General features: G+C 38.1%; 16 protein-coding genes. 12 read left to right on the top strand and 4 right to left on the bottom strand.

Translation table 11 applies throughout. The features are described from left to right. Positions 1 to 281: 281 nt before the first annotated feature. Entirely contained in the window at positions 282 to 884 is a 603-nt protein-coding gene (tesA, locus tag MT391_RS15250; RefSeq protein WP_499442100.1) for a multifunctional acyl-CoA thioesterase I/protease I/lysophospholipase L1, read from the bottom strand. Between tesA and MT391_RS15255 the strand changes: the two genes are divergently transcribed. From MT391_RS15255 to MT391_RS15290, 8 genes are all read left to right on the top strand, one after another. After that, entirely contained in the window at positions 883 to 1,569 is a 687-nt protein-coding gene (locus MT391_RS15255) for an ABC transporter ATP-binding protein (RefSeq protein ID WP_499442102.1), read from the top strand. The genes tesA and MT391_RS15255 overlap by 2 nt on opposite strands. Continuing rightward, complete coding sequence (locus MT391_RS15260) at positions 1,566 to 3,983, top strand: ABC transporter permease (protein WP_499498831.1); 2,418 nt, start codon at positions 1,566 to 1,568, stop codon at positions 3,981 to 3,983. The genes MT391_RS15255 and MT391_RS15260 overlap by 4 nt, the downstream gene beginning before the upstream one ends. Positions 3,984 to 4,338: 355 nt before the next feature. Continuing rightward, entirely contained in the window at positions 4,339 to 4,608 is a 270-nt protein-coding gene (rpsO, locus tag MT391_RS15265; RefSeq protein WP_028870486.1) for a 30S ribosomal protein S15, read from the top strand. Positions 4,609 to 5,051: 443 nt separating this feature from the next. Beyond that, the gene (locus MT391_RS15270) at positions 5,052 to 6,011 is read left to right on the top strand and encodes an ABC transporter substrate-binding protein (RefSeq protein WP_499498833.1); all 960 of its coding nucleotides are present in this window, start codon (positions 5,052 to 5,054) and stop codon (positions 6,009 to 6,011) included. Between the two features lie 12 nt (positions 6,012 to 6,023). Continuing rightward, positions 6,024 to 6,929, top strand: a complete 906-nt coding sequence (locus MT391_RS15275) for an ABC transporter permease (protein ID WP_166372189.1) — start codon at positions 6,024 to 6,026, stop codon at positions 6,927 to 6,929. After that, positions 6,926 to 7,729, top strand: a complete 804-nt coding sequence (locus tag MT391_RS15280; RefSeq protein ID WP_166372190.1) for an ABC transporter ATP-binding protein — start codon at positions 6,926 to 6,928, stop codon at positions 7,727 to 7,729. The genes MT391_RS15275 and MT391_RS15280 overlap by 4 nt, the downstream gene beginning before the upstream one ends. Before the next feature lie 684 nt (positions 7,730 to 8,413). Then, positions 8,414 to 9,514, top strand: coding sequence for a NapC/NirT family cytochrome c (locus MT391_RS15285; protein WP_499498836.1), 1,101 nt, complete (start codon positions 8,414 to 8,416; stop codon positions 9,512 to 9,514). Between the two features lie 24 nt (positions 9,515 to 9,538). Further along, positions 9,539 to 11,983: a molybdopterin guanine dinucleotide-containing S/N-oxide reductase gene (locus MT391_RS15290; RefSeq protein WP_499498838.1), complete on the top strand. Its 2,445-nt coding sequence runs from the start codon at positions 9,539 to 9,541 to the stop codon at positions 11,981 to 11,983. Positions 11,984 to 12,163: 180 nt separating this feature from the next. Here MT391_RS15290 and MT391_RS15295 read toward each other — a convergent pair whose 3' ends face one another. Then, entirely contained in the window at positions 12,164 to 12,544 is a 381-nt protein-coding gene (locus tag MT391_RS15295) for a VOC family protein (RefSeq protein ID WP_499498840.1), read from the bottom strand. Positions 12,545 to 12,841: 297 nt separating this feature from the next. On the opposite strand from MT391_RS15295, the gene MT391_RS15300 reads away from it, so the two are divergent. After that, a complete protein-coding gene (locus MT391_RS15300; RefSeq protein WP_499498841.1) occupies positions 12,842 to 13,507 on the top strand; it encodes a TenA family protein in 666 nt (221 codons plus the stop codon). 132 nt (positions 13,508 to 13,639) lie between these two features. Here MT391_RS15300 and MT391_RS15305 read toward each other — a convergent pair whose 3' ends face one another. Beyond that, complete coding sequence (locus tag MT391_RS15305) at positions 13,640 to 14,326, bottom strand: glutathione S-transferase (protein WP_499498843.1); 687 nt, start codon at positions 14,324 to 14,326, stop codon at positions 13,640 to 13,642. 264 nt (positions 14,327 to 14,590) lie between these two features. Between MT391_RS15305 and pnp the strand changes: the two genes are divergently transcribed. After that, entirely contained in the window at positions 14,591 to 16,699 is a 2,109-nt protein-coding gene (pnp, locus tag MT391_RS15310; RefSeq protein ID WP_166372194.1) for a polyribonucleotide nucleotidyltransferase, read from the top strand. Between the two features lie 950 nt (positions 16,700 to 17,649). Continuing rightward, entirely contained in the window at positions 17,650 to 18,456 is an 807-nt protein-coding gene (locus MT391_RS15315; protein WP_499498845.1) for a DUF5677 domain-containing protein, read from the top strand. Between the two features lie 102 nt (positions 18,457 to 18,558). Here the strand turns inward: MT391_RS15315 and MT391_RS15320 are convergent, their stop codons facing one another. Continuing rightward, complete coding sequence (locus tag MT391_RS15320) at positions 18,559 to 18,705, bottom strand: hypothetical protein (RefSeq protein ID WP_499498847.1); 147 nt, start codon at positions 18,703 to 18,705, stop codon at positions 18,559 to 18,561. Between the two features lie 658 nt (positions 18,706 to 19,363). Here MT391_RS15320 and MT391_RS15325 point away from each other — a divergent pair. Then, entirely contained in the window at positions 19,364 to 20,104 is a 741-nt protein-coding gene (locus MT391_RS15325; protein WP_499498849.1) for a hypothetical protein, read from the top strand. Positions 20,105 to 20,205 lie beyond the last annotated feature (101 nt).

Raw genomic sequence — 20,205 nt, forward strand, 5'->3', positions numbered from 1 at the left:
CGCCTCATTTTAATTTCAAATTACTTTTACTTTAAAAAGCTAAACTTTAGAATAACTTAAAATCAACCTTGTGATTTTGAACACTTTTTTGTTAAATTATTGTTACTTTTATTTAGTGCTTTGATTAGTCAAATTTTTTCACTTATTTATTAAGAGCCGTTAGCACTTCTTTTCAAATTTATAATACCTTTACATTTGGGCTTGCTGATTTTTTCACCTTGGATGATAACGGGTATAGTAATATCGCTAGCTAAGTGATCTTATTGTTAGCTAGCTGAGTATTATTTAATGATTTTGCCTAGTTCGGTTGCAATAAATTCTGCTATCCAAGGTTGAGCAATAACTTTTGGGTGTAAACCATCACGCATCATCCATTCAGGTTTAGTGATCACATGCTCTAAAAAGAAGGGCATCAGTGGTACATTTTTCTGTTCGCTTAAGGCAGGATAAATACTAGAAAAAGCCTCACTATAGCGTTTGCCGTAATTAGTTGGGACTCGAATTTGCATTAAAATGGGTTGTGCATTTTGTGCTTGGATATTATCAATAATAATGCTTAAATTATTACTAACAATAGTGGGTGAAAAACCACGTAATCCATCATTTGCTCCCAATTCAATTAAAACAAAATCAGGTTGATGCTTTTTTAATAAAGCCGGTATACGTGCTAATCCATTACCGCTTGTATCTCCAGAAATACTGGCATTTACAACGGTAATTTCTTGATTTTTTTGTTTTAATTGTTCAGGTAATAACACTGGCCAGCTTTTCTCCACTGGCATTTGGTAACCGGCACTTAGGCTATCTCCTACAATCAGTAACGTGTTACTGTAAACCAAAGACGAAAATAGCAATGAGAATAATAAGGAAACGAGTTTAATCATGAGTCAATCCATTATAAGTGTTAAGAATATTACTAAATCAGTAATAAGTAATGATAACGAACTATCTATCCTAAAGGGGATTTCCTTTAACATCAATGCCGGTGAATCGGTTGCTATTATGGGAACCTCGGGTGCAGGTAAGTCAACTTTGATGAGTTTACTTGCTGGGCTAGACCAACCTACATCAGGTTCGATCACTCTCTTAGATTCAGAAATTTCAGCTATGGACGATGAACAAAGAGCTAAAATTCGTAGTGAATCAATTGGTTTTGTGTTTCAGAACTTCTTACTCATTCCCTCTTTGAATGCATTACAAAATGTCACTTTACCGATGGTATTACGTGGTAGTGAAGATGAAAGCAGTAATAATCAGAAAGCTAAACAACTTTTAAAAGAAGTTGGCTTAACAGGTCGTGAAACTCACTTACCCACACAGCTTTCAGGTGGAGAGCAACAGCGTGTAGCTTTGGCGCGTGCTTTTGTCACGGAGCCTAAAGTTCTTTTTGCCGATGAACCTACGGGCAATTTAGACCAACAAACCGCACAAAATATTATTGAGCTGTTGTTTAAAATGAATCAAGAGCAGGGGACAACACTGATTTTAGTGACCCACGATGCAAACCTCGCTAAGCGTTGCCAACGCACGCTGATTATTAACGATGGGCAATGTCAGGAAAGTGAATGAAAACCAATAAAATGATAATAAGCTGGAGCTGGCGAGAGATCTGGTTTGGGCAATTATGGCCAGTAATGGTGGCATTAACACTCATTATTGCCTGTGTGGTTGCTTTATCAACACTGGCGCTACGTGTTGAAAAAGTGATGACTAACCAAGGTCGCTCTTTATTAGCTGCAGATCTCGTATTTCGTTCCTCTAATCCTATTCCCGATACCTTGGTAGAACAGGCCAAGCAAGCAGGATTAACGGTTTCATCGCAAAGTCGATTCCAGACCATGGCATTTAGTGATTTGAAGATGCAGCTAGTAACAGTTAAAAGTGTTGAAACTAGTTATCCACTACGAGGAGTATTAAATTTATCCAATAAAAGTAATGATATCTCGCATCATGTGAACCCTGGAGAATTATGGATCGCACCACGTTTACTGTCTCTTTTAGATGCTGAAATAGGTGAGACCTTAGCCATTGGTGATGCAGATTTAACTATTACCGGATTAATTAAAGATGAGCCTGAATTAGCTTATAACCCTTTTAACAGCATTCCTAATCTATTTATTCATGCCAGCGATCTGGATAAAACTGGTGCAGTGCAGGTTGGGAGCCGTGTACGCTACCGGTTATTTATTAACGGAGACTTAAGCACATTAGCCAAATTGCAACAGGATTATGAATTACAAGCAGGTGAATCTTGGGTTGATCAAAGTAAAGAAAGTCGTGCTGCCGGATTGATGGAAAAAGCTAAGCAGTATTTATCATTAACCATCTTGATGGTGATCTTAATGGCTGCCGTTACCTTGATCCTAACTTGTTTACATTATGCTCGAAATCGTAGCGAAACCGTCTCCATGTTAAAAAGTATGGGGGCTAGTCGCGCTTGGTTACGAGTGTGGTTAAGTACACAAGTGCTGATCATGTTTGTTGTTGCTTTTGTTGTTGGTAGTGCTGCAGGATTATTACTAGAGTTCTTATTACGCCTACCATTGGTTGATATTTTACCTAAACAATTACCAACTGTTGGCTTACAACCATTTATGTTTGCTATCGGTGTGGCACTCTGTATTGGTTTGCCTGCATTATTGATCCCCTTAACTCGTCTGTTAGACGCACCTGCAATTAATGTTATTCAACAACAGGTGACCACACGTTATTCAAAAACGAGTTGGTGGTTACTACTCTTACCGATCACTGCCTTGGTGGTATTTTACGGTAGTAATAAATTAGTATGGATGGTGTTAATTGGTTTATTGGTGTTATTTGTTTTACTCGCATCACTCAGTTACGGGTTATTAAAAGCGCTAGGTAAATTGAAATGGCGTGCTGCATTTAGTTTAGCGTTAAGTCGTATCAACCGTTCACCTAAAAATAGCATGATGCAATTGGCTGCTTTATCGGGTTCATTGATGCTGGTGGCATTAATCTGGTTAATTAAAAGTGACCTATTAGGGGACTGGGAGCAGACGTTAGCTGCCGATGCACCTAATGTATTTGCTATTAACATTAGCCCTGAACAACAGCAAGGTTACTTACAACAGATCGATCAATTACAATTACCACGTAGTGAAGCTTTTGCAATTATTAGAGGCCGAATTACGGATATCAACGAAGTCAGCACTACCGAGCTCGCTATTTACCAAAATAAAGATGTGCGTATTCTAAAACGTGAAATTAACTTTACTTGGGCGAAACAGTTACCGGTCTATAACGAAGTGATTGCTGGAGAATGGACGGGAGAAAAAACCGTTTCTATCGAACAAGAGGTTGCCAGTGAGTTAGGGGTTACCTTAGGCGATAAGCTTACTTTTGAAGTAAATAGCCAACCCTTTACGGCGACGGTTAATTCTATTCGAGCGGTGGAGTGGCAAAGTTTAAAACCTAACTTCGTGTTTATTTTTAGCGAAGATGTGATTGCTGATTTGCCAACTACGTGGATGGTGAGCTTTAGAGCCGGACAAGATCAAACGCCATTAGTTAATGAACTTGCACGTTCATACCCAACGGTGACGTTATTAGATCTGCGTACCATGGCCGATAAAATACAGGGGTTATTAAGACAAATCTCATGGTCTTTGACTGGCCTTGCTGCTTTAGGTGTGATGGCGGGGATCTTATTAATCTTTACTTTATTGCGTCTAAGCTTGAGCGAACGTAAAAGAGAGATCACCTTATATCGTACTTTAGGCGCAAGCAAAAAACGTATTAGCCATACCTTATGGGCTGAATATGGTTTGTTAGCGGTTAGTGCTGGTTTTGTTGCCGCTATTGCTGCAGAGATTATATTAGCAAGTTTAATGACCTGGGGATTTGAATTACCGATACAGCTCCATCCGTGTATGTGGTTAACTCTTCCTCTTTTAGCGGTATTAATTGTATTTTTAAGTTTAAGTACAGTGATTAAAGAGCTATTGAAACCTTTAAGATAGGTTTAGCGTGCAATATATAGCCACATTATGAGCGTTATAGTGTGGTTATATTTACAGCGTGGCTATATGTACAAGTATTACTGAGAAAAATCATCGCTGGCAACCAGTCGGCTGCTGATTAGTTGCACATTTTTTCTAGCAATACGGCAAAAATTAATTTCATGAAGGGCTTTCATTGTATTGAGTTGAAGTTATTTTTTAATAAAGGATCATTGCACTAAAATAAGCGTGTTTTATAGTTGCACCTAAGTTGAAAAGTCCGTAAACTTCGGCCTTCACTTTACTGCTGAATTAGTGATCGGCAGTAATAATTAAAATAGGTTATTCACATAACCACAAAATATCGGAGTACGTTATGTCACTAAGTGCAGAACAGAAAGCTGAGATTGTAGCAAAATTTGGTCGCGCAGAAGGCGATACTGGTTCACCTGAAGTTCAAGTTGCATTGTACACAGTACAAATCAACCACCTTCAAGGCCATTTCAAAGAGCACATCCATGATCACCACAGCCGTCGTGGTCTATTACGCATGGTTAGTCAACGTCGTAAATTACTTGACTACTTAAAGCGTAAAAATGTTGCAGCTTACACAGCATTAATCGCAGAATTAGGTCTACGTCGTTAATTTCGACTTAAACACTGATTTCAAAAAGAGCCTAAGGGCTCTTTTTTTGTTTGTGTTCAGGTAAATTGATAGATAAATTTACCTGTTATCAAATAAACAAAATTCAAGTCCTATTTTTTATGATCAATATAGATATTTTTGATCTTAAATTAAGACAATAAAATGGTCGACTTAGCCTTAACAAGAACATTAGAATATTACAGTGATCTACTAACCATTTTACCCATAGGTATTTCAATAGGTACTTGGTAATATTGAAGTTAACTGGTACCGTTAAGCTCAATATATTAACGCCAAATGAAAATAAATATCTTAAGTTTATTGATTGGTATGACATCAACTCTTCTATACACAAAGCTTATATCGATTATATTAAATACGTGATTCTAGTCATAAATAGAATACTTATTTATTATGGTTGCTATTACCTAAGGGATTAAATTATGAAGCTAAATTCAATTATTAAAAGTACTTTACTGGCTGCTGCAGTCATCTCTACAGGTTTGCAAGCTAAACCTGTTTATGTTGCAACCACAGCGATTGTTGAACACCCTGCACTAGATGCAGTTCGAGACGGTGTTAAATTAGTATTAGAAGAAAATGGCTATACGGGTGACGAATTAAAATTCACTTACGAAAGTGCACAAGGTCAACCTGCTATTGCTGCACAAATTGCCCGTAAAATGGTCGGTGATGAACCTGATGTGATTGTTGCGATTGCAACACCTTCAGCGCAAGCAGCTGTGAGTGTAAGTCGTAATATCCCTGTTGTATTTTCTGCGGTAACGGATCCGATTGGTGCTAAATTAGTACCTACTTTAAAACAGCCTGGTAGTAATGTTACGGGTTTATCTGACATGGTGAATGTGAGACAACATTTAGCCTTGATCAAAGAGTTTGTACCTAACTTAAAAACAGTCGGTGTACCTTACAATCCAGGTGAAGCAAATTCAGTATCAAGTGTCGCTGCATTAAAGATTGCAGCAGCGGAAATGGGCATTGAAGTGATTGAATCTGCAGCGCCAAAATCTGCGGATGTAATGATCGCAACAAAACAACTGGTTGGTAAAGTAGATGCTATTTACTGCCCAATCGACAATACAATTATTAGTGCTGTTGAATCCGTTATTAAAGTGGGTATCGATGCGCAAATCCCTGTTTTTGCTGGTGATACAGATACCGTAGCGCGTGGTGCTGTTGCCGCTGTTGGTTACAACTACTTCGATTTAGGTCGTCAAACGGGTGATATCGTTGTGCGTATTCTGAAAGGTGAAAAAGCCGGCTCAATTGATGTCAAAATGGCGCAAGGAACTGACCTTTATGTTAACCCTAAAATGGCTGCAAAAATGGGTATAGAAGTACCTACTGCTGTACTTGCTCGTGCAACTAAAGTTATTAAATAAGAACGGAACAATATGTCACTTTTTTCATTTTTAGGTACGTTAGAAATTGGCCTCATTTACGGCTTAGTTGCCATTGGGGTATACCTTACTTTTCGTATCTTGGATTTTCCAGATCTAACCGTTGACGGTAGTTTTACACTCGGGGCTGCTGTGACAGCAACCCTGATTGTAATGGGCGTTAATGTTTTTTTAGCAACCGTTGCTGGCACCATCGCAGCCGCATGTGCAGGGTTAGTCACTGCATGGTTAAACTTACGTTTTGATATTCTACATTTGTTAGCCAGTATTTTAACCATGACAGCTCTGTATACGATTAACCTACGTGTAATGGGGAAACCAAACGTAGCATTAATCATGGAACCGACCATTTTAACGCCTTTCGAAGGCATATTTGGTCTGCCTGATATGTATATGCGCGTTATATTTGTAGCTGTTTGTGCGTTGATTGGCGGGTTATTAGTCGCTTGGTTCTTAAAAACACAATATGGATTAGCAATGCGCGCTGTAGGCTCTAATAAGCGTATGGCACAAGCCAATGGTATTGTGGTCAAGCAAAAAGTTTATGCTGGATTAGCACTTTCCAATGGATTAGTGGGATTAGCTGGCGCATTGTTTGCTCAAACCAATGGCTTTGCCGATTCTACTATGGGTATTGGTACCATCGTGGTTGGTTTAGCCGCAGTAATAATTGGTCAATCATTGTTTGCTAGCCGTTCAATGTATGTGATCGTATTAAGCTGTATTGTTGGTTCTGTATTGTATCGACTAGCTGTTTCTATGGCTCTTAATGCTGATTTCTTAGGTTTTAGTGCGTCAGATTTAAACTTGATCACGGCAGTACTGGTTGCCTTGGCATTGATCTTTCCTAAGCTACGTAATGAATGGAAAGCTAAACAAGCAGCGAGGAAAGAAGCATGATTAGTTGTAAAGAGTTACACGTTACGTTTAATCGTGGTTTACCCACTGAAAAGTTAGCATTACGTGGTATTGACTTAACCATACCGCAAGGTGAATTTGTTACTGTTATTGGTTCTAACGGTGCTGGTAAATCAACACTGTTAAATACAATTGCTGGTGATATCAATAGTACCAAAGGGCAAATTCTATTTGGTGAGCGTGATGTAACTAAAGTACCTGCAACGGGAAGAACTGCAGATATTGCACGTGTTTTTCAAGATCCATTAGCAGGAACTTGTGGTGATTTAACCGTTGAAGAAAACATGGCATTAGCTTATGGCCGCGGCAAAAGAGGACGTCTTTCACCTGCACTAAACACTAAAACACGAGAAATTTTTCGTGAACAGTTAGCGCGTTTGAATTTAGGCATTGAAGACCGTCTAGAAAGTCAGATGGGGTTATTATCTGGTGGTCAACGTCAATCGGTGAGCTTATTGATGTCGGCTCTACAGCCAAGCACTATTCTGTTATTAGACGAACACACCGCAGCATTAGATCCAAAAACAGCGGCATTAATCATGGATATCACCTCACAAATCATTGCTGAAAAGCAATTAACCGTGATGATGGTAACCCATTCAATGCGTCAAGCGTTAGACCATGGCTCTCGTACAATCATGTTGCATGAAGGCAAAATTATCTTTGATTTAGCTGGCGAACAACGTGCTAATTACGAAGTGAAAGATTTATTAAATCTATTTGCCCAAGCACGTACAGATGGTGAAGAGTTAGATGATGATAAATTATTGTTAGGTGCTTAACTACTCGCTGAGTCTAGCAATATTAATACTGATATAAAAAAGAGCCGCAAGGCTCTTTTTTTGTTTTGACTCATCCTAAATAAGCAGACACTTTTCTACCAATCAAAATATAATATTAAGTCGTTAACATGAACAATGATATAAAATTTAAGGCGATAAACATTCGTTTGATTCATTGTGTTAATTCCCTATCAATAGGTCTAAAAACAAGTCTTCCCCTTGAAATAGTTATTTCCTATTAAATTCTACTATCTAGTCTGATATCACAATTAAAGAAGATTGCTAGTTGCCCACAGATAGTATTGTACTGAAGACCTCTTCTTCGTCTTTATAAAGTAGTTGTAAAGTTATTTTAAAGTGATTGTGAAGTATCGATTTGACCATAGTATTTTCAACTTTTTACTTAGGATATATTTACCACACTGTTTATTGATTTTTACACCTTGAATAGCATTTGGGTAGGAATTAATTAGTCATTTCTAATGAATTAGATAATTGATTGACTATCTAAAATAACCAGCTAATTTCATAAAACCACTTTTTAATAGGGGTTTTTGTGAGGCAGCTTAAACTTATATCTCAACTGTTTTTTTTTGCTAATCAATGTTGATGTAAATCAAACCTAATATTTCAATTCATACTTATTCTGATTGCAATGTCGTTTACTTAAAATATGGATTGAAAATGCAAATTAAAAAACGCTATTTGTTTGGCTTATTATGCTTAGCGGTTTTGGTAGGTTGGATCTCTTTGAGCGGTACTGTTTACATAATGGGTAAAACCTCTTCGACAGAGTTTTGTATTTCATGCCATACCATGCAAGTGCCCTATGAAGAATACCAAAGCTCAGTTCACTTCAGTAATGCTAAAGGAATTAGAGCAGAGTGTGAAGATTGCCATATTCCCAAACAACCTATCGATTATCTGATTACTAAAATCCGTGCCACAAAAGATGTTTATCATGAGTTTGTTACAAGAAAAATTGATACGGAAGAAAAGTATGAAAATCAACGTTTAGCAATGGCTGAAATGGTTTGGGGGCACATGCGTGATAATGACTCTGCAACCTGTCGTTCATGTCATACATTTGATGCTATGGATACCTATGAACAATCAGAAGATGCAGTAAAAATGCATAAATATGGACAAGAAAACAATTTAACCTGTATCGACTGCCATAAAGGAGTTGCTCACTTTCCCCCTGTTGTAGAAATGGATTCTGAAGCCCTTGATAAACTGCTTAGTGAAGCAAAAAACACAGTGCCAGCAGCTAAGGAAGTTTTCACTGTTGAAGCTGTTGAGATGGGGGATTTAGGAACAATTAGACCCGCAGTGAAATTAGAGGTTATTAAATTCGAAAATATGAAACGTCAAGTCAAGGTTGCTGGGTATCAAATGAAAGGAGCGGAGCAAGTTATCTATATGGATGAAGGTAAGCGTTCAATTATTGCTTCTTTAACAAGCTCTGGTGAAGAAAAATTAGTTACCGGTGAGTTTAATAGTGACGAATACGGTAATGAATGGCGTACGGCTGAAATAACGGCGCTTATTGATGCACCAGTTTTGTCTTCTGTTACATCACTTTGGAGATATGCAGAAGAACTTAATAATGTTTACTGTTCTGCGTGCCACGCCAAAATTCCAGCTGCTCATTTTACAGTTAATGCTTGGGGTCCTGTAGCAAAAGGGATGGGAGCACGAACAGATATCTCTAATTTCGACCTAGAAGTTTTAACCAAATACTTCCAAAACCATGCAAAAGATATGGTTGATGGAGCTCATTAATCACAATATCGTAAGGAAATATTTATGACAGATTTAGATCGTCGTAGCTTTCTCAAAAAAGCAGTTGTAATGGTGGGAGCTATCGCCATTTATTCTATAATACCTATTCCAGCACATGCGAAAAAGCAAGGCAAAGGCTTGCTTACTGCATCGCGTATGGGGCCTTTATACACGGTAGTTAAGGATGGAAAACTTGTCGCTACTGAAGGTGCATTACCAAAAACGGTTCCTAACAGTCTACAACTGACTGGGCCGGATCAAGTGCATACTAAAGCACGTATTAAATATCCGATGGTACGTAAAAGTTATTTAGAAAATCCTGAAAATCCTGCTCGTCCACGTGGTGATGATGAATATGTAAGGGTCTCATGGGATGAGGCTCTTAAGTTGATTCATCAACAACATCTCCGTATTCGAGGAGAGTTTGGTAATGAGTCAGTATTTGCAGGAGCTTATGGTTGGCGATCTTCTGGTGTTTTACATAAAGGGCGTGAGTTATTACGTCGTTACATGAGTTTAGCTGGTGGTTATACAAGTCACTTAGGTGATTACTCTACTGGGGCAAGCCAAGTCATTATGCCACATGTTATGGGATCTATAGAGGTTTACGAACAACAAACAACGCATCCTGTTGTATTAGAAAGTTCTGATGTTGTAGTGCTTTGGGGAATGAACCCAATGAACACCCTGAAAGTCGCTTGGACCTCTAACGAAAACTCCGGCATCGAATTTTTTAGCCAGCTTAAAGATTCAGGTAAAAAATTAATTTGTATCGATCCTATGCGGTCTGAAACGATTGAATTTTTTGGTGATAAAGCAGAATGGATAGCACCTCACCCTTATACAGATACCGCAATGATGATGGGGGTCGCACACGCGCTTGTTAATAGTGGTAAACACGATAAATCCTTCCTTGATAAATATACGGTGGGTTATGACAAGTTTGAAGATTATCTGCTTGGCAAAACGGATGGTGTTGAAAAAACGACTGCCTGGGCTGAATCAATTTGTGGTGTACCTGCAAAACAACTTGAACAATTAGCTGAAGTATTCAGTGCAAATCGAACTTTATTAATGTCTGGTTGGTCTATGCAGCGTCAACAATATGGTGAACAACGTCATTGGATGCTGGCCACACTTGCATCAATGCTTGGTCAAATTGGTATGCCAGGTGGTGGTTTCGGTCTTTCTTACCATTATTCAAATGGTGGTAATCCTACACGTGATGCAGCTGTTTTGCCTGCGATGGGAGCAACTGTTGGTAAATCAGGACTATCAGGTGCACACTCTGGTTCAAAAGAAGCAGTCAATGCAATTCCTGTCGCGCGTATTGTTGAGGCGATTGAAAATCCGGGCAAGAAATACATGCATAATGGTAATGAATTAACTTTCCCTAATTTGAAAATGGTTTGGTGGTCCGGTGGTGGTAATTTTACTCACCATCAAGATACACATCGTTTAATTAAAGCATGGCAGAAACTTCAGTTGTCTGTTGTTTCAGAAATATACTGGACAGCTGCAGCGAAACATGCGGATATAGTACTACCAATTACAACATCATTTGAACGCAATGATATGACAATGACAGGCGATTATTCTAATGCTCAATTAGTGCCAATGCCGAAAGTTGTTGAACCACAGTTTGAATCCTTAAGTGACTTCGAAGTGTTTGCAAGAATGTCTGAGCTGCTAATGCCTGGCAAAGGGCGTGCAATCTTTACTGAAGATAAAGAAGAGATGGATTGGCTTAAATACTTCTATGATGAAGCTGCAAAAGGTGGCAAACGTCTTCGAATTCGTATGCCTAAGTTTGGTCAATTCTGGGAAAAAAATGAGTTGATTGAAATGAAACCGAATAAAAAGAATATTAAATTTGTTCGCCATGAAGCATTCCGCAAAGATCCTATAATGAATCCTCTTGGAACGCCATCGGGGAAAATAGAAATTTATTCTAAAACGATTGAAAAATTTGCTTTAGATGATTGCCCTCCTCATCCAACTTGGTTAGTACCAGGGGAATGGGCAGGTAATGCTAAAAAAGGTCAACTGACCCTAATTTCATCACATTCTGCAGATCGACTACATAGTCAGTTCAACTATGCAAAACTTCGTGAAAATTATGCGATTGCTAACCGTGAACCTATTTCAATAAATGTTGAAGACGCAAAAATGCGTGGCATTAAAAGTGGCGATTTGGTGCGTGCATTCAACGACCGTGGGCAGATCTTAGTAGGGGCCTTGGTTTCAGATGGAATTAAGCAAGGTACTGTTTGTGTTCATGAAGGTGGATGGCCTGACTTGGATAAAAACGGACTTTGTAAAAACGGCGGAGTAAATGTATTAACAAGAGATATTCCAACTTCTCGTTTAGCAAATGGTTGTGCTGCCAATTCTTCTCTCGTCAGTATTGAGAAATATACTGGTGTAGGACCAGAGTTGACTGCATTTACACCACCTAAAAATGCTTAGATTTAACGTTTAAATAAACAAAAATAGCCCTGTCGATTCACAGGGTTATTTTTTATAAAAATTTAAAGTGAAAAATTGATTTAATAAACATTACTTACGCTTTTCTTGCTTATTTTGTAACCCAATGTTCTTTTGCTAACTTGAAAGTGAGGTTAAATATCTTTGTTGTTAACGGTTAAGCTATTTCATTGAATGTAAACCAATCATATTACCTTCAGAATCTAGCACTAAACAAATAAACCCGTACTCACCTATATCCATTTTAGGCCGTTGTATCGAACCGCCTGCCGCTTTTGCTCTTTCAGCCTCAATAGCACAATCATCACATGCAAAATAAACAAGGGTGCCGCCTCCTCCTGCAATAACATGTTCCATTTTAACTAATGCGCCAGTAGCACCATATTTTTCCATATCAGAAGGGAAAGCCAGCATCTGAATACTTGAGTCATTAGGATCACCTAGTACTTCTAAATTAACCTCAAACACAGGCTCATAAAATGTTTTAGCTCTGGTTAAATCATCGACATAAATTTCAAACCAACCGACTGGGTTCATGGACATACTTTTCTCCTTAGTGACAATTTACTTTCTAAAAAATTAACGTAATTGATAACCTAAATAATAACCAACAAAGGGTAACTAAGAACAAGGGCTAACAAGCAAGGGATATACTTTATGTAAACTTAGGCTTGTTTAAAGAGAGGGTGACGACAAAAATTCAATTTTTAGACTTTATAGGTAAATGACTTTATAGGTAAATGACTTTATAGGTAATGGGTTAAATATAATATGAACATAATAAATTGAAACTAGTAATATTGTTTCTTTTAATAATTACAAATTGAATTAGGAAGAGTAATGCGCCCAAGTGAACAATTAAAACAAACGTGTATTGACGATTGGTCAGCAGCAACAAACCATGCTTTTTGTGCTGAACTTGCAGATGACAGTCTGCCATTAGATAAAATGAAAATTTATTTAGCTCAAGATTATACTTTCATTGATAACTTTGTACGCTTAGCGGCTTCTGCTATACACCATGCTCCAACTCTTCCTGACCGTTTGCCATTAGCCCATTTTCTAGGGAATATCGCAGGTCCGGAGAATACCTATTTTCAACGATCTTTTGATATCTTAGATGTTGCTCAATCTGAACGAGTCACCCCTGAACCATTAAAACCAACCCGTGATTTTCAAGCGTTAATGCTAAAAGCGGCTAACAGTGGTGAATACGGAAATATGATCGCAGTATTGTGTGTTGCCGAGTGGGTGTACTTAAGTTGGGCACAACCTGTTTTTGAACGTACAGATTATGCTGAATTGATTAAAACATTACCCTTCTATTTTGGAGAATGGGTTGCCTTACATTCTGGTGAATATTTTGAATCGGTAGTTGAGCATTTACGTTCTCAACTAGATACTGCATTTAATAATGCAGATGTCGAGCAACAACAAACAATGCAAGATTACTTTCAACAAGCGGTGTTATTAGAAAAACAGTTTTTTGATGTTTGCTATAAATAATAGCTATCTATAATTATTTTCAATAATAGTCACCAAAAAACAGTCATTAACAATAGCCACCAATACATAGTCGAGGTGTGTTGGTCTTACGCTTTACATTAAGCTCAATGTCCAAATATTGATAGTGAGCTTTTACTTCTTCACATCACCAAAAATAATATCTCGATGATTCTCAACCCATAATTCATGCTTTGCCATTACTTTAGTAAACATCGTGCTTTGTAAATATTGATTTAACCACGCGCGAAGTTTGGGGTAGGGTGATTGTTGATACCATTGACGTTCTACTTTCGAAAACTGGCGAACAAAAGGCATCAAGGCAATATCTAATAAACCTTCGTGCTCAGAGCTTAAAAAAGCGTGTTGAGATAAACGTACTTCTAATTTTTGCAAATACACTTCACAGGCTTGTCGGCGTTCAACAATATTGGTTTCTTGATAACGTTTGGCAAATTTATAGGCCTCAACCGCTACAAAAAAGTGTTTTTCAAAGTCATCAATAATTGTAATAACTTCTGCAAGAGGCTCGTTACCTTGAGAGGATAACAAATGACTTGGGTCGCTGTCCTTGAGTACCTTCAACATAATATCGAGACTTTCTTCAACTACTTCTGTGTCTATTCCATCTACTTGAGAAACCAACATCGGCACGGTGCCTTTAGTTGATAGTGCGAGCATTTCAGGTGGTTTGTTGTTTAATTTAATCGCGCGTATTAATACTGGTTGTTTGGATTTAAAAATCGCAATACGTGCACGCATTGCATAAGGGCAATGTTGCAGTGAATAAAGTATCGGCATGTTGGAGTATTGTGTGGTCATTAATAGGCTCAATTAAACAGACGTAAATTGGTCATATATTACCTGTACTCTGTTAGCTGAGCTAGTATCGAAAAATAAAGTCGGTGTTGTATTCACTTATTTGTACACTTTTTAATACATTTAATCCGTGTCTGTTAATTTTTGATTCTATAGGTTTGTTTATCTTAAAATATTCATCTAAAAAATTTTAAAAGCGCGTTGCTTGACGTATACTGTCGGCGCGATAAAAAGCAAAATGAAAATAATACTATTAAAGGAAAAAAAATGACTCCTATTGTAAAAAGTTTCCAGTATGGCGAACATACGGTAACACTAGAAACCGGCGTAATTGCACGTCAAGCAACTGCGGCTGTAATGTGTAGCATGGACGATACTTGTGTATTCGTTTCTGTTGTTGGTAAAAATGCAGATGATCAAGAGCGTGATTTCTTCCCTCTGACTGTTAACTACCAAGAAAAAACATACGCTGCTGGTAAAATCCCAGGTGGTTTCTTCAAACGTGAAGGCCGCCCATCTGAAGAAGAAACGTTAATTGCACGTCTTATTGACCGTCCAGTTCGTCCTCTTTTCCCAGCTGGTTTCAAAAACGAAGTACAAGTGATTGCAACTGTTGTTTCAATCAACCCAGAAGTTAACCCAGATATCGTTGCTATGATCGCAACATCTGCGGCACTGTCTATCTCTGGTATGCCTTTTAACGGTCCTATCGGTTGTGCTCGTGTTGGTTACAAAGAAGGTCAATACCTACTTAACCCAACTAAAACAGAATTAGAAACAAGTGATCTTAACCTTGTTGTATCTGGTACTGACAACGCAGTATTAATGGTTGAATCAGAAGCCGCTATCCTAAGCGAAGACGTAATGTTAGGCGCTGTAGTATACGGTCACGATGAGCAACAAGTTGTTGTTGAAGCAATCAAAGAGTTCGCTGCAGAAGTTGCACGTCCTAAATGGGATTGGTCTGCACCAGTTCGTAACGAAGCATTAGATGCTGCGATTGCAACTGAAGCACAAGCGCGTTTTGAACAAGCTTACCAAATCAGTGATAAAGGCGAGCGTTACGACGCAATCAAAGCTATCACTACTGAAGTTAAAGAAAAATTATTAGCTGAAGACGAAGCATTAGTAGCTAAACAAGTAGGCGAATACCTACATGATTTAGAAAAAACTGTTGTACGTACGCGCATCATTAAAGGTGAGCCACGTATCGATGGTCGTGATCCTGAAAGCATCCGTGCACTTGACGTACGTACTGGTGTTTTACCACGTACTCACGGTTCTGCTTTATTTACACGTGGTGAAACTCAAGCATTAGTGACAGCTACGCTTGGTACACAACGTGATGCACAAATCATCGACAGCCTAATGGGTGAGAAGAAAGATCACTTCTTATTACATTACAACTTCCCTCCATACTGTGTAGGCGAAACTGGTTTTGTTGGTTCACCTAAACGTCGTGAAATTGGTCACGGTCGTCTAGCTAAACGTGGTGTATTAGCAGTAATGCCTTCTGTTGAAGAATTCCCATACACAGTACGTGTAGTATCGGAAATCACTGAATCTAACGGTTCATCTTCAATGGCTTCTGTTTGTGGTTCTTCTCTAGCGCTTATGGATGCTGGTGTTCCACTTAAAGCATCTGTTGCGGGTATCGCGATGGGTCTAGTTAAAGAAGGCGAAGAGTTCGTTGTTCTTTCTGATATCTTAGGTGATGAAGATCATCTTGGTGATATGGACTTTAAAGTAGCGGGTACAACTAACGGTATCACTGCTTTACAAATGGATATCAAAATTGAAGGTATCACACGTGAAATCATGCAAATTGCTTTAAACCAAGCAAAAGCTGCACGTTTACACATTCTTACTGTAATGGATGAAGCAATTTCTGAAGGTCGTTCTGACATTTCTCAGTTTGCTCCACGTATTCACACACTGAAAATCAACACTGATAAAATCCGTGATGTTATCGGTAAAGGCGGCGCAGTTATCCGTGCTCTTTGTGAAGAAACAGGTACAACTATCGAAATCGAAGATGACGGTACAGTTAAAATTGCTGCAACTTCTGGTGAGCAAGCTGAAGATGCAATCAACCGCATTAAAGCACTTACAGCTGAAGTTGAAGTAGGTACTATCTACCACGGTAAAGTTGTACGTCTAGCTGACTTCGGTGCTTTCGTTAACATTCTTCCTGGTAAAGACGGCTTAGTTCACATCTCACAAATCTGTGAAGAGCGTGTTCAAAAAGTATCTGATTACCTTAAAGAAGGTCAAGAAGTTAAAGTTAAAGTACTAGAAGTAGATCGCCAAGGTCGCGTACGTCTTTCTATGAAAGAAGCAGCAGATAAAGTTGAAGCAGCTCCAGCAGCTGAGTAATTTTTTCTAAGCACTATCTAGATATTATTAAGCAAGCTTCGGCTTGCTTTTTTTATACCTGTAAGAAAGTGTTTGGTGTGGTTTTAGTTATGTTGCTTGAGGGTTAACTCGTCTGCGCTCGTCGAGGCTTTAAGTTTGTTTATCACTTGGTATTCCGCCCTAACGGCGTGTTACTTTCTTTTGCATGCCCAAAAGAAAGTAACCAAAGAAAAAGGCACACCGAGTCGCTTTCTAATCCAACCAATCAATCACTTTCTTAACGCACCGGTTCATACGCACATCCATGTGCTAAATGAACTTACAGCAAACGTCCTGTTTGCTGTTGCTGAAAGTTATTCCTTGTTTGGGAAAGCTCAACGGTGGGTAGTTGTAGCCATGTTGAGTTTTACTTCGTCTGCGCTCGTCGAGTCATTTAGAATGTTACTTGCTTTAATTTCGCCCTGTCGGCGAGTAACTTTCTTTTGCTGCCCAAAAGAAACTCACGAAAGAAAAGGGCACACCGAGTCGTTTTCTAATCCAACCAATCAATAACTTTCTTAACGCGCCAGTATCATATGCACATCCATGTGCTAAATGAACTTACAGCAAACGTCCTGTTTGCTGTTGCTGAAAGTTATTCATTGTTTGGGAAAGCTCTACGGTGTAGGAGTTGCAGACTTGTCGATTTTTTGGGATAATTTTTTCAATCAAATAGAATAGCGCTTCATTGATTTTACAACAAAGAAACATATGCTTATTTATATACTCTAGGATTTTGCAATCTTTCCGTCGTAAATACTGAATTTTGTCATCTTTCTACATGACTTATATTTCATCTTTCATTTTAAATTGTTGATTAAAATGATAATTGCAGTAGTCTAAATCTATTATTAATCATTTGATGTTTGCCATCTTTCCGCTGGAAAGGTGACATTTTGTTATCTAATAAGATGTTAGGCATCAGGAAGTGTATGAGCGAATATAGAACGATTGACGAATACGATGAAATCAAAGACGCATTAGTAAATATATGCGGTTTATTACTATTCGAATTCGCTAAAGAAGATCATCTTGATACCAAAGACATCATTTTGCGCAATTTCTTGGCTAAGTCGGCAATGAGTTTAAAAGGTGTATTTTCTCTTTGGGGTATGCAGAATTATCAGGATTGTTGGGCTATTTACCGGTTACAAATGGATCGACTTTTTCATTTAGAGCATATAGCTAAAAATGATGAATTTGAATTATTTGATGACTGGTCTATTTATAAAAAAGCCCAAGCTAATAATCTAGCAAAAAGCGATAATAGATTCCCGATTGAGCAAACATCTCAAGTCTATTTTTTTCCTGAAAGTATGTCGGAAAGAGTCAAATTACTTCTTAAAAAAAAACCAAAATGGCGTAGACCGAAAGCGGAACAAGTTGCAAAAGAGATGGGTATGGATTTTTTGTACAAATTTGGTTATGACCTTGCTTCAATGCATGTTCATCCGATGTCCTGTGATGGTCAGCAAGATTATTTTACAATTACTGGAATAGAGTCCCAAGAAGATTTTCCAACACAGATAAGTGTATTACACAACTCAATCCTAACTACGACTATGATTACCCAAGATGTATTCAATCATAGCTCCTTTGCGTGGATAACAGTTCTATGGGACTTCGTTGAACAAATTCGAGACGCTATAAATACGGGGAATAAATCGTATCAGTTTACTTATTTGAAAATCGTTAATGCGGTAGAAGAAAAACGCATTCTAAAGCAGTCAAATGCCTAATCAGGTAGCCGGAAGTATCTAAGCTTCAGCCCCACACCACCCTGCATACGGCTCATCTCATGATGAATAGTGAATATTAATCCATAAGTCTTATAATGACATCTAACCTTGTCTGGCTAAAAATGCATTACTGATCGCTATATTGATCCCTTTGGTTTTAGAACTACGACAAGAACCTTTGCTGCTACTTTTTATAAATTCACTGGCACTGGAAATAGCTAAACGTTCACTGGCTCCCAATTTGATCAATGATCTCACTTTCGTGCTTGGTTTTCGCCATTGTCCTACAGGTAAGGAATGTGGTTAAGTGTTAAAGATGTCGAAACAACAGATCGACATTATGTTCACTACTTAGGGGATTTAAAAGATTGCCGTGTTTCCTGCTGCAAACTCAATACATGAAAATAAAACCCACAAAACAGGGCGGCAGGTTAAGTTTGAAACGAATACTAAAGGAAAAGCTATCTCATATACCGATAAAATACGGATTAAAATCGACAGTGTCCTGGCAGGCGAGCCCTATCTCAGTAAACAAGACAAACGACTATTGAGTCTACTTTCTTTAAAGTCAGGAACGGTAATATTACGGTGAATAAAGAGCTGAATAAGTTCACGCTGCGCAGCCCAGAAAAAGTGAATACGCAATTGCAAGTGGTTTACCTTGTTCATACTGTTAATTATAACGACGAGAAGTTAAGGAATAGTTTACATTAAGCCAAGGGTTATGCCCTTAAACCACACCAATCCAACCTCATAAACGCTCTTACAACTCAATTTAATCAATCATTTATTGAAAAGTGAATAATCTATTTGAATATCAAGTAAATATAAAATACTGTGTTTTTATAATTAAAATTCAGGCTGAGAACGAGAAATTCTACAGCCTCGTTAAATGTACGGAGTAAGTATGGAAGATGGATTCGGAGATTGGAGAATTGCGGCAGTAACAACAATTACCGCTGATGTACCAGCTGCATTTTTAGGCGGACCTTCTCATAAAGCTGGTACCCCTCTATTTCAATCTTGCTTAGTTCAAACAGAAGATAATCTGAATATTGGTTTTACTCTCCCAAGTTCCACTGCTATGGCTTTAAATATTGCGATAAACGCAGCGTTAAATGCTGAACGCTGTAAAGCAAAAATAGAATATTCAAAAGTACTCACGCCTCAGGGCGATGGTCTTGCTGTTAAACATGAAAATGATGATGCGTTATTCGACTATTTTGAACAATGTATGATAGCCGTAACATTCGCATTTCAGGCCGTCGAAGTATTTTGTAACCATACAATTGCGAGAGAATTAAACGAAGCTATAGAAGTAAAGCGTAGAAAAAAGAGAGTGACACTGTCGCCTCTAGAGCTTGAAAGGCAATTATCAACCGAAGAAAAAATATCTATAATATTACCCCAAATTAAAGGGGTACCTACACCAAAAGGTAAAAAGCCGTGGGAGGCTTTTAAAAATCTAAAAGTCGCTAGAGATTCAACAATCCACATGAAAAACATGGATCAACAAGTAATCGATAAAGAGTCATTGTTTTTCCAGTTTTTAAGTAAGGACTGTGAAACATTTCCTCAAGCAGCAATTGCTATGATTCATTACTTTTTAAAAGGTAAAGAACCACGATGGCTACAAAAATTAATATAGTTGTATTCACACTTAACTAGCCATTTAACAGGACAAAATACAGTTGGCTATTTTCGTTCCTCAAATATTTTAGCCAACTGTATTTTGCCCGTTAATAGGGG

Source organism: Vibrio sp. 1-Bac 57 (assembly GCF_037546855.1).
In the GTDB taxonomy this organism is placed as follows: Bacteria; Pseudomonadota; Gammaproteobacteria; order Enterobacterales; family Psychromonadaceae; genus Psychromonas.